The sequence below is a fragment of the Nocardia sp. NPDC050413 genome (genome assembly GCF_040655475.1).
In the GTDB taxonomy this organism is placed as follows: domain Bacteria; phylum Actinomycetota; class Actinomycetes; order Mycobacteriales; family Mycobacteriaceae; genus Nocardia; species Nocardia coubleae.
Genome location: NZ_JBFAJZ010000002.1, coordinates 645,318 through 657,237, shown reverse-complemented (window position 1 = coordinate 657,237; position 11,920 = coordinate 645,318). Strand labels below are relative to the sequence as shown.

Here is an 11,920-nt window from a genome sequence, read left to right as displayed (position 1 = left end):
GCGGATATTCGGCTATTTGCTGAACACTAGTGTTAGATTAATGCGTGGGCCCGGGTTCGTGTCAAGCTTTCGGCAGCGAGTTCGCCGACGGAGTGGAGGTGCGATGACCGAGGAGGCGACGTCGGTGCGTCGCGGTAGGCCACCGCAGACCCAGGAGCAGGCCGAGGAAGTGCGTGCCCGGATCGTCGAGGCGACCGCGGCGGTGTTCGCGCGCAACGGTTCGCGCGGGTTGAGCGTCGCCCAGATCATCGAGCAGGCGGGTCTGGCGCGGCCGACCTTCTACCGATACTTCAGCAATGCCGCCGAACCGTTGCGCGCGGTGCTCGACGCGAGCAACGACGGGCTGGTCGGTGGAATCAGCGCGGCGCTGGCCGGGACCGACGAGCCGGTGCAGTTGGGCATCCGGCTCATCGACGCCTATGTGGACTGGGCGCGCGGGCACGGTGCGATGCTGCGGCCGTTGTTCGCCGAGTTGCACGATCCGGGTTCGCCGGTGTCGGCCTATCGCGAACGCGCGCTCGACGACATCCGGGATCTGGTGCGCAAGACGTTCGGCGAGCTCGGCCGCACGGTGCCCACCCCGCTCGATCTGGACGCGGCGCTGCACGTGTGCGAGTACGTGGTGTACCGGCTCACGGCCGATGCCGAGCCGGGCAGCGATCCTGACCCGATCCTCGTGTCGGAGGCGAGGGTGACCATGATCCGCATCCTGCTGGTCACCCTCGGCACCCGCGACGACCTCGCCTACGCGATGGAACTGCCCGGTCTGTTCCCGGATTCCTGAGTACGCTGCGGGCGGCTCGCCGCGACGAGCGCGACCGACAGCAATGCCGCACCGAGCCAGCCCATCGGCGACAGGCGTTCGGCGAGCACCAGCACCGCCAGCAGGGTGCCGGTGAGTGGCTCGAGCAGGGCGAGCAGGGCGCCTGTTCCCGCGCCGACACCGGTGAGACCGCGGAAGTACAGCGTGTATGCGATCGCGGTGGGGAACAGTCCGAGCGCGAGAATCGTCACCACCGAGCCGGGGGCGAGATCGACGGCTCGGGTGGTGAGAACGGCCGGGACGGCGAGCACGATCGCGCCGATGGTGAATCCGACTCCGGTGGCGGTCACCGGGTCCAGGCTCGGCACCTCGGTCGCCGAGACCAGTGTGAGCAGCGCGAACGCCGACGCCGCGGCGACGGCGAGCGCCGCACCGAACAGCACCCCGGAACCGCCCGCACCCGGAGTTCCGACGAGCAGGACGAGGCCGAGGAGTGCGAGGGCGATGCCTGCCGCGCGGCCTGTATCGAGGCGTTGTCGGCCGGTGACGTATTCGAGCCCGGCGACGATCACCGGGGACATGCCGATGGTGAGCAGCGTCGCCAGGCTCACCGATGACAGCGCCACGGCACCGAAATAGCAGCCCTGGAAAATCGGTGCGAGCAGGGCGATCGCGGCGATGCGACGCCAGGCTGGTCCACCGCGCGGTATCGCGCGCCGGGTGAGCACGCACAGCCCGAGCAGCAGCAGGCCGCCGACCGCCAGCCGCACCGTGGCGACCGCAACCGGTGACAGTCCCGTCCCGCGCTGGACCACAGTGCCGAGCAGTCCGCCGGTCCCCCACAGGAGGCCCGCGAGAACGAGTTCGGTGATGCCTGCCCGGCGGAGTGCGGTGGGCCGGGACGCTCGCCCGGCAAGAAGAGAAGACATGAAAGCTCCTGCGACAGAAGGAATGAGTGGTCGCGAGAAGCGAGGTGCGGACATGCGCAACCGCTGTGCCGTCGACCCGACGGCGGGGGCCTGCCGACCCGCGCGGCGCGCGGGGGCACCTCGCTCAGGAGGTGGGCGGCGGGGTGCAGCGGAAACGCGGGTTCACCCGGCCGAGGATACTCCACACACAATCTCCACATTTGGCGACGGAACCCTCCACACCCGGTCGCTAGGGTCGCAGCATGGAACTCAGTGGGGGTACGGCGCGGCGGGTCCTCGTCGTCGACGACGAGGTGACGATCGCCGAGTCGGTGGCGGCGCGTTTGCGCGCCGAGGGATTCACCGTGGATCTGGCGCACGACGGTCCGGCGGCCGTGGCCGCCGCGGCGGCGGGGGAACCGGATCTGGTGGTGCTCGATGTGATGCTGCCCGGCTTCGACGGTCTCGAGGTGTGTCGGCGGATCCAGGCCGAGCGTTCGGTTCCGGTGCTGATGCTCACCGCACGTACCGATGAGACCGACCAGCTGATCGGGCTCGGCGTCGGCGCCGACGACTATCTGACCAAACCGTTCTCCATGCGGGTGCTGGCCGCCCGGGTGCACGCGCTGTTGCGGCGGGTGGAGCGGGCCGCGGACCGGGGGGACAGCAGCATCGTCGTCGGTGATCTGCGGATCGACCTCGCCGAGCGCCGGGTGTGGCGGGGCGAGACCGAAGCACGGCTCACCCCGCTGGAATTCGATCTGCTCACCCGGTTGGCGCAGCGGCCGCGTGCGGTGCTGGCCAGGGAGCGGTTGCTGGAGGACATCTGGGACTGGTCGGACGCGGCGGGCACCCGGGCGGTGGATTCGCACGTGAAAGCGTTGCGGCGCAAGCTCGGTGCCGACCTCATCCGCACCGTGCACGGTGTCGGCTACGCCCTGGACGCACGATGAGCGTGCCGACCGCGCTGGACCGGATCGCGGACCGGTTGCCTCGCCCGCTCGACCCGCTGCGCTCGATCAAGCTGAAACTCGCTGTGCTGATGGTGTGTTCGGGTGCGGTGGCGTTCGCCTACTTCTGGTTCCGCATCGGCTGGTTGCCGACGTTCACCACCCTCACCGCCATGGTCATCGCGTTGGTCACCTCGCAGATCCTCGCGCACGGCATCACCCGGCCGCTGCGCGAGATGACGGCGGCGGCCCGGCGAATGGCCCACGGCGACTACAGTTTCCGGGTGCGGGCGTCGTCGCGGGACGAGGTGGGCCAGCTGGCGACCGCGTTCAATCAGATGGCCGCCGATCTGGCCGCCGCCGATCGGCAGCGCCGCGATCTCATCGCGAATGTGTCGCACGAATTGCGCACACCGGTCACCGCGCTGCACGCCGTTCTGGAGAACATCGTCGACGGGGTGAGCGACCCCGACCCGGCCACGCTGCGCACCGCGCTGGCACAGACCGAACGGCTCGGATTGCTCGTCGCCGAACTCCTCGACCTGTCGAGCATCGAGGCGGGGGCCAGTCCCCTGGATCGTGAACCCCTGCCGCTGACAACACTTCTGACCGAGGCCATTGCCGAGGCCGAGGTGATGACGGCCGCGCTCGGTCGCGGGGTGCGGTTCACCACGACGGTCGAACCGGCCGACGCAGTGGTCCTCGGCGACCGCGCCCGCCTGCACCAGGTGCTGTTCAACCTCCTCGACAACGCCGCCCGGCACGGGCCCGCCGGCGGTGAGGTACGCGTGACCGCCCGCGCAGGTGTCGACACGGTGGTCCTCGAGATCAAGGACGACGGCCCCGGCATCCCGGAAGCCGACCGCGCCACCGTCTTCGACCGCTTCACCCGGGGCGGGCGCACCGACGGCGGCGGTACCGGGCTCGGCCTCGCCATCGCCCGCTGGGTGGTGGACCTGCACGGCGGCACGATCGCGGTGGCCGACCCCGGTTCGCGCATCCGGGTAGTCCTGCCCACTTCCTGACTCACACACATCACTACCCCCGACCACTGGTCCCGGGGGTGGACGAGCACACCTATTTCGAGGGGAAACATGACGAAATCGACCACGGAGCGGTCCGGCGAGGACAACGAACTGCCCGCTGCCACACCGAACCCGGCGGACGCTGCTGGGGCAGATGCGGATCGCGGAGACTCTCCCGCACCCGCCGCTCCCGAGGGCCGAATCGAGCCGAGCCCAGAAGCCGGCCCCGTCGCTCTCGCCGGGCCGGGCACCGGCCGGTCCGAGGCGACACCCGATGCCGCCCCACCCGGCGCGAAGGAACAGAGCGGGCTCGGAGCGACGCACCACGGCGCCGATTCCGGCGATTCGACGGCGAATTCTGTTGGCCCCGCGATCATCGCACAGGCCACCGCCATCACGGCGCTGCTCTCCAAGAAGGGCAATCAGCCGTCCAATACCGCGCAGTCCGGTGACTCGGACATTGCAACTGCCGATTCCGGCGCTGACACCACCGCCCGGGCGCGCGAACCTGTCCAGTCCGATTCGACCCCCACACCTGATAGGGCCGCGCCCAACGGATCACCAGGTTCCGTGGTCGAGCCGACTACCTCCCCCGCCGACCGGTCAGCATCGGGCAGCTCCACTCCCCCGTCCTGGACATCCGGCTGGCAGGCAGCCGCCGTGGAACCGATGTCACCCATTCGGCACACGTCAGCGCCACCGCGTCCCCCGGCCCCACCTCGCTGGCGCCGAGTCGCCCGCCCCTCCGGTGTCCTTCCGGCCGCAGCGTTCGTCGGCGTCGTCGGCGCCACGGTGATCCCCACCGACCGCCCCGGCATCGGCTGGCTCCTCACCGGCACCGCCATCACCGCCGCCCTCTGCGCCGTCGACCAGCGGGCGCGCAGAAGTTCGGCGCAGAAGCCGGAGCGAATTCCTGGTGCGTCCGAGGGCGATTCAGCGAATCTCCGCGAAAAGCCGGTGGCAGCCGCCGACACGACGACGGCACCGAGTGTGCCCGGCACCCGAGTCGCCCACGACTCCACGACCGAGCGGACGAAGGGCATCACGCCCTCGATGCCCGCCGCACGCTCGGATACCGCTACGAGCGCAGCCGCTGAATCAGATGCCGACACCAACACCGCCGCGAGTGCGAGCACCGAGATTCCTGCGGGTGCCGGTGCGAATGCGGACACGAGCCCGGGTGACGGCGGCCCAATCGCGAGTGCGGAATCCGGTGCGAGTCCGCGCGAAAGTGTCGGTCCGAGCGTGAAGCCCACACCGGAACCGGCGGCCGCTCCGAGTCGGGCAGCTGGTGGGAGTTCGGTTGTGGGGGTGGCGTTGCGGTGGGGGCGTGGTTGGTGGGTCGGGTTGGCGCTGGTCCTGTTGGGGGTCGGGGCTGTTCGGGCGGCGGGGTGGTTGTTCGCGTGGTGTGTGGTCGGGGCCTGTGTGGCTGGGTCGTTCGCGGTGTTGGGGCGGCGGAGTACGCGGGGTGTGTGGTTCGACATGATCGCGGTGCCGGTCGAGTCGTTCGTCGCTGTGCCGTGGGCGTTTTCGGGGGTGCGGCAGGCCGGGACGAGCGAGTTGTCGCGGGTGCGGCGGTACGGGGTTTCGGTAGCCGCGACGGCGGTGCTGCTCGTGGTGTTCGTGCCGTTGCTCGGTGGGGCCGACGCGACGTTCGCGACGCTGTTGAGCGGGCTGGTGCCCAAGGTGGACTCGGCCGCCGCGTGGGAGTGGCTGTTCATGTTCGCCGTGCTGGGGATGGGTGCGTTGGGCGCGCTGTATCTGCTGGCCGGACCGCTGCCCGCCGCGGGCGATGCCGGACGGCCGAGCCGGTTGTGGACGCGCAGTGAGTGGGCGTTGCCGGTCGCGGTGCTTGCGGTGTTGTTCGGGGTGTTCCTCGGCGGCCAGTTCGTCGCCCTGTTCGGCGGTGACGATTACGTGCAGCGCACCGCCGGACTCACCTACGCCGAATACGCGCGCAGCGGGTTCTGGCAGCTGTCGGCGGTGAGCATCCTCGCCCTGGCGGTGATCGCCGCGGTCCTGCACTTCTCGGCCAAGGACACCGCCGCCGACCGGCTGTGGGTGCGGGTGCTGCTCGGTGCGGTGAGCCTGCTGACGCTGATCATCGTCGTCTCCGCGCTCGGCCGCATGTGGACCTACCAGCAGGCCTACGGGTTCACGGTGCTGCGCCTGCTGGTGTCGATGTGCGAGCTGTGGGTCGGGTTGCTGTACGTGCTGATGCTGGTCGCGATCGCGCGGCTGCGCTGGAGCTGGGTGCCGCGCGCGGCCGTCGGCACCGCCCTCGCCACGCTCGTCGCGCTCGCGGCGATCAACCCCGAACACCTTGTCGCCGAACGTAATATCGCCCGCTGGGAACAGAACGGACGACTCGACACCGACTACCTGACGTCCCTGTCCCCCGACATCCTCCCGGCGCTGGACGGGCTGCCCGACCCCCTGCGCGCCCAGATCGAGCCGAGCATCCGCAGCGGCCTCGACGACGACCCCTGGTGGGCCTGGAACCTCTCCCGCAGCTCCGCCCGCTGACAAGGACACTCGATCACCACGCTCTGGCGGCGGGTTTCCGCCCGAATCCCGCCATCAGAGCGTGGTGATCTCGATCGGGAGCTCAGGTGGCGAGGGTGGTGCGGGTGAGGCCGCTGGCGCGCAGGACGCGGCGGGCGATGGCGGCGCGGACGGCGTCCTCGGTACCGATGATGCGCACGTGGGTGCGGGCGCGGGTGATCGCGGTGTAGAGGAGTTCCCTGGTGAGGAGCGTGGATTCGGGTTCGGGCAGGACCACCGAGACGGTGTCGTACTGGCTGCCCTGGCTGCGGTGGATGGTCATCGCGAAAACCGTGACGACCGAGGGGAATTGGGTGGGGTGGACGAAGTAGGGCTCGCTGCCGCGTTGCAGGGCGGCCCGCAGGGAACCGTCGGCGCGGCGGATGATGACACCGGTGTCGCCGTTGTAGATGCGCGCCTCGTGGTCGTTGGCGGTGACGAGCAGGGGCTGGCCGGGATACCACACCGCTTGCGGCCCTTCGGGTCCCGCGCCGCCGGCAGCCGCCCATTCCGCCGCCATCCGATCCCACCGCTCCACACCGAACGGGCCCTGCCGGTGCGCGCAGAGCAGACGATGTGATTCCAGCGCGCCGAGCGCACCGACCGCGTCACCGGCTTCCGCCGCCTCCGTGACAGCGAGCGCGGCGGTGGTCACGTCGGCGCGCACCGCACGGATATCGTCGGGGCCACACAGTGATACGTCGTCGCCCCCGGCGCGCAGAATCGCCAACGCCGCATCGGCATCCCCGGCACGCACGGCGACAGCCAGATCCGCGATCCGCCCACCGAAGCGCCGCCCACGGGTCAGTCGCACGATGCCGCCCTGCAGACGCCGCATCTCCAGCGCACTGAGCGAATCGACATCCTGCGCAGGCGAATTCGCGGGCATACCTTCGCCGTCAGCGGCTGAGGTTCCGGCCGCCGCATCGGTCACAACGGCAGCGTCAACGCCGGAGGCGGTCTCTTCCCCCGCACGAGCCGCAGCGGATGCTGACCCGGTGCCGGATATCAGGAGTTCGCGCAGGGCCGGGTTCGGGACGCCGACGACCGGTCCGGCAACGAGGTCGGCCAGGACGGCGCCCGCGTCGACGGAGGCGAGCTGGTCGGGGTCGCCGACGAGGATGAGGCGGGTGTCGGGGCGCAGGGCGGAGAACAGGTGGCTCATCATAGTGAGCGAGACCATGGAGGTTTCGTCGACGACCACCACGTCGTAGGGCAGCCGGTTGTGGGCGTGATGGCGGAAACGGGTGGTGCGGCCGCGCTGCCAGCCGAGCAGGCGGTGCAGGGTGGACGCGGTGAGCTCGGGCAGGCCGAGTTCGGCGGCTTGGTCACGCACGGCTTCCTGCAGGCGGGCGGCCGCTTTGCCGGTGGGAGCGGCCAGGGCGATGCGCAGGGCGGGCAGTTTGGGGGTGGCCCGGCGGTGGGCCGTGAGCAGGGCGAGGATACGGGCGATCGTGTGCGTCTTGCCGGTGCCGGGACCGCCTGCGACGACGGTGGTCCAGTGGGTGGCGGCCAGCGCGGCGGCGAGGCGTTGCCGATCGGGGCCTTCGCCGAGGGGGTCGGCGAACAGGCGGTCGAGTTCGGCGCGCACGAGGGCGGTGTCGACGACGGGGTGGTCGGCGCTGCGTTCGACGAGTGCCCGACGCAGCGTCTGTTCCTGCTGGTAGTAGCGGTCGAGGTAGAGCAGCGCCCCACCGTCGGCATCGGCCTCGACCACTCGAAGCGGACGCAACGGTCCGGCCCGACCACCCTGCACGAGCGGGCTGGCCCGCAGTGCCGTGAGCACCCGGTCCGTCTCGGGCCACGGCAGTGTCGCGGGGTCGATTCCGGTTACGCCATCACGACTTTCGTCGGCGTCGACACCGATCTCACGCATCCGCGCCAGCTCGAGACACACCGACCCCGACCGCACCGCGCGCACAGCAAGCGCCGCCGCGAACAACACGTCCTCGCTGTCCTCGCGCCCGAGCCGTCCCAGCCGCACGGCCACATGCACGTCGGCAGCCGACAGCACACCTGCCTCGTTGAAGACCCGCAGCAGGCCGGTCCCTCGCTGCGCCACCTGAATCGATGTCACCTTCTCGCTCTCCCACCGATCCGCCGCCCATCGGCGGGACGCTCGTCTTCGTCGCGGGTGCGATCATCCGCCGACATCGCTGTCCTGGAATGTCCCCGCATGCCGAGGGCCTGCCGCACGGCCGTGTCGGGTCGAAGGTGCGGGTGCACTCCCCGATGTGTGCCCGGAGCCGTCGGTGCGGATCCTCGGGCGTCGGTCGACCGGACGCACCCGGCGGAAACAGTTGCGCCGGTCATCGACGGCTCTCCCCGGCGAGCAGATCCGACAGTGCCACAACGAGTTCGGCGGGTGGGTACCAGTCGAAGACGCCGTGGCCGGGTGGGGTGTCGGCGCCGATCATGCCTCGGACGAACAGGTAGCGGGCGCCGCCGAGGTGGCGGGTCGGGTCGTAGTTCGGCAGGCGCCAGCGCAGATAGCGGTGCAGGGCAACGGCATACAGCAGTGCCTGCAACGGGTAGTGGGAGCGGATCATCTCCACGAGCATGTGTTCGCGGCGGTAGTGCTCGACAGTGAGGTCGCCGGTGCCGAGCCGGTTGGTTTTGTAGTCGACGATCACGTACCGGAGATCACCGTCGCCGGGTACCCGAAGCACGGCGTCGATGCTGCCGGTCAGGTAACCACGCAGCACCGTCTCGGGTAGGGCGGCGAGGTGATCGGCATAGCCTGCCAGGTCGTCGTCCGGCGGAAGGTGGGTGCGCAGCAGGGCGGCGATATCGCGCAGGGTGGCGGCCCGGCCGCGCGGGTCGTCCCCGCCGCCGAGGGGTAGTTCGAACTCGAGCTCGTTGAGCCGGTCCCTGGTCGGGATCCGGGCCAGCGAGCCGAAATCGGTCGGCGTGCAGAGGACTTGGAACAACGCGTCCGACAGCAGTTCGACATCGAGTTCGGCCATGGTGTGCTCGACTGCTTCGGCGCACCGCGCGCGTACCTCGGCGGCGAGGTCGGTGACGGAGGTGTCGACCGTTTCGAGCACGCCGTGCACGAGGGTGCCGAATTCGGCACCGTAGGGCAGGGCGTTCATCAGCGACGGCGCCGCCGCGACCACTGTCGGCACGTCGAGCGGCGGGGTGTCCGGTTCGTCGTCGGGACCGGGCCCGTCCTCGGGTTCGCTGTCGTTGACCGAGGCCAGGTCGTGTGCGCCCGCGGTGAGGGCCGAGTAGGAGGTGCGCCGCCACAGCTGGTCGAGGGGCCGGTCGAACGCGGCGGCTGCCAGCTCACCGGTGGGTAGTTCGGTGCGTACCCGGCGCGGGGCCACGTTCTCGGGGCGGTCGACCGCCGTCACCGAGATCACGTCGGCGGCCGGGGCGGCCCATTCCGAAAGGCGTTGCAGGGCAGCCGCATCTGCGGGTATTTCGGCGCGTCGGGGTACCTGCGACGCGCCGGGTCGGCGACCGAGGATCATCCGGTGCAGTGGCGCGGCACCCGTGGTGACGGCGGGCGCCCACCAGCTGACCACCTGGCACATCGCCCTGGTCGCCGCCACGTACAGCAGCCGCAGCTCTTCGCCGGATTCCTCGGCCTCGCAGCGCAATTGGCGTTCGCCGTAACCGGGGGCGTCCTTGCCGCCGATGTCGAGCACCCGGGTGCCGTTGTCGTCGTGGAACAGCAAGGTCGCCGGGTAGGGGTTCTTGGCACTGTCCCACGCGAAAGGCAGGTACACGATGGGGAATTCGAGTCCCTTGCTGGCGTGTACCGTGGCGATCTGCACGGCGGCGGCGTCGCGGTCGAGGCGGCGGCTGCGCCCGCTCACCGAACCCGCCTCCGGGTCGCGGACCCGGTCGGCCAGCCAGCGGGTGAGGGCGGTCAGGCCGAGCCCTTCGGTGTGGGCCACTTCGTCGAGGAGGCCGGCCAGGTGGCGCAGGTCGGTGAGTTCGCGCTCGCCGTTGTCGACGGCGAGCAGTCGGGGTGCGAGTTCGGTTTCGGTCGCGAGTTTGTCGAAGACGGCGGCGAATCCGGCGCGGGCGAAGAGGCGGGCCGCCTCACGTAGCTGTGTGGAGATCCGGCCGACGAGATCGGCACCACCGGCATCGATCTCGGCGAGCGTGACGCCGAGGATCGGTGTGCAGGCCGCCAACCGCACCCGGTCACCGCGATGGGGTTGTTCGAGCGCGCGCAGAACCCACAGCCAGTCGGTGGCCGCCGGGGTCGCGAAAACACTTGTGCCACCGGCGAGTACGGAGGCCACACCGACCCGGTCCAGGGCGGCGCGCACCACGTCGATCTGAGTGCGGGTGCGCACCAGGACCGCGATGTCGCCGGGACCGATCGGTCTGCGCACCCGGCCGTCGCCGACCTCGGTGAGCGAATAATCCGCGCCGCGTTCGGGTTTGGCCTCGATGCTGGTTCCGGATTCGAGCAACGTGACGATGTCGGCGGCGAGATCGGCGGCAACCTTCGCGCGCTGCCTGCCGACCGACGGGAATCCCGACTTGTTCCGCGGCCCGGCACCGGTGCGCGGCAGTACCCGCAGCCGCAACGGGGTGACGACCTCCGGGTCGCCGTGTAGCCGGGTGTCGGCGCGGGTCGCGGCGACCGGGTACACACTGATCTCCGGATGACCGAGTTCCGCGCCGCCACAGAGGTGATCGATCGCGCGCAGCAGTCCGGCGTCGCTGCGCCAGTTGCGGGTGAGTTCGCTGCGCTGCCGCGCGTGCGCCACCGCGTCGAGGTAGCTGAGCACCTCCGCGCCGCGGAAGGCGTAGATGGCCTGTTTCGGGTCGCCGACCAGCACCATGGTGGCGTGTTCGTGGAAGGCGCGGCGCAGGATGTCCCACTGCAGCGGGTCGGTGTCCTGGAATTCGTCGACGAGCGCCACCCGGTAGCGCTCGCGGATGCGGGCACAGGCCGCGGGACCGTGCACCGGGTCGGCGAGCACGTCGTGCAGCAGCACGAGCAGATCGTCGAAGTCACGCAGCCCCGCACGGCGTTTGCGGCGGTCGGTTTCGGCGCGCACCGCGGTCGCGAACGCCACCCGTTCGCCCGCGGCGCCCTCGGTGCGTGGCGCGAGTTCGGCATGCCGGTCGTGGACGGCGGCCAGCGCGAGGATGTGCGCGTCGCGCAGGGTGAAGGGGGCGCGGTCGCGGGCGTAGCGGGCCAGGTACAGGTCGTCGGTGACGGTGGCGACGAGGTCGTCGACCGATTCGACCAACCGCGCGCCGGGGTCGTGTTCGCCCGCCAGGCCGAGTTCGTCGAGCATGCGCTGGCAGAACGAGTGGGTGGTGGCGATGGTGCCCGCGTCGAAATCGGCGAGAGCGGAGAGCAGCCTACGGCGACGCAGCCGCACCGTCGCCGGGTCGGCGGCGGCGAGGGCGCGCACGAGTTCGTCCGGATGCTCCTGTGCCGCAGCGGGTTCGGCCAGTGCGGTGGCAACGGTGACGAACCGGTCCCTGGTGCGTTCGCGCAGTTCCTGGGTTGCGGCGCGGCTGAACGTCACCAGCAGCAGTTCGGTGATCGAGATCCCCTGCTCGGCCACGTACCGCACCGCCAGCCCGACGATCGCATGGGTTTTGCCGGTGCCCGCGCTCGCTTCGAGCACGGTGGTGCCCTGCGGCAACGGACCAGCCGCATCGAATGCCTCGGTCGGCGGGGCCGACATCATCCCGGTCACCGCTTCGGCCCCTCGTAGCAACCGGCTCGCGCCCAGCCCGCCTCGGACC

7 protein-coding genes are annotated in these 11,920 nt (G+C 70.6%); 4 read left to right on the top strand and 3 right to left on the bottom strand.

Annotation, left to right across the window (positions count from 1 at the left end; genetic code table 11):
* The first annotated feature begins 103 nt into the window (after nt 1-103).
* Nucleotides 104-784, top strand: coding sequence for a TetR/AcrR family transcriptional regulator (locus AB0I19_RS09035; RefSeq protein ID WP_357146346.1), 681 nt, complete (start codon nt 104-106; stop codon nt 782-784).
* On the opposite strand, the gene AB0I19_RS09030 is transcribed toward AB0I19_RS09035, so the two are convergent.
* Entirely contained in the window at nt 745-1,692 is a 948-nt protein-coding gene (locus AB0I19_RS09030; RefSeq protein WP_357146343.1) for an EamA family transporter, read from the bottom strand. The genes AB0I19_RS09035 and AB0I19_RS09030 overlap by 40 nt on opposite strands.
* 242 nt (nt 1,693-1,934) lie before the next feature.
* Between AB0I19_RS09030 and AB0I19_RS09025 the strand changes: the two genes are divergently transcribed.
* The 3 genes from AB0I19_RS09025 (at nt 1,935) to AB0I19_RS09015 (ending at nt 6,172) form a co-directional block, all read left to right on the top strand.
* Nucleotides 1,935-2,624: a response regulator transcription factor gene (locus AB0I19_RS09025; protein ID WP_067635873.1), complete on the top strand. Its 690-nt coding sequence runs from the start codon at nt 1,935-1,937 to the stop codon at nt 2,622-2,624.
* 14 nt (nt 2,625-2,638) lie between these two features.
* The gene (locus AB0I19_RS09020) at nt 2,639-3,646 is read left to right on the top strand and encodes an ATP-binding protein (protein ID WP_357146730.1); all 1,008 of its coding nucleotides are present in this window, start codon (nt 2,639-2,641) and stop codon (nt 3,644-3,646) included.
* A gap of 69 nt (nt 3,647-3,715) precedes the next feature.
* On the top strand, nt 3,716-6,172 hold the full coding sequence (locus AB0I19_RS09015; RefSeq protein WP_357146340.1) for a DUF4153 domain-containing protein: 2,457 nt from the start codon (nt 3,716-3,718) through the stop codon (nt 6,170-6,172).
* An 82-nt stretch (nt 6,173-6,254) separates the two neighbouring features.
* Here the strand turns inward: AB0I19_RS09015 and recD are convergent, their stop codons facing one another.
* Both recD and AB0I19_RS09005 read right to left on the bottom strand, forming a co-directional pair.
* A complete protein-coding gene (gene recD / locus AB0I19_RS09010; RefSeq protein WP_357146339.1) occupies nt 6,255-8,267 on the bottom strand; it encodes an exodeoxyribonuclease V subunit alpha in 2,013 nt (670 codons plus the stop codon).
* Between the two features lie 232 nt (nt 8,268-8,499).
* Nucleotides 8,500-11,862, bottom strand: coding sequence for a UvrD-helicase domain-containing protein (locus AB0I19_RS09005; protein ID WP_357146727.1), 3,363 nt, complete (start codon nt 11,860-11,862; stop codon nt 8,500-8,502).
* Nucleotides 11,863-11,920: the final 58 nt, after the last annotated feature.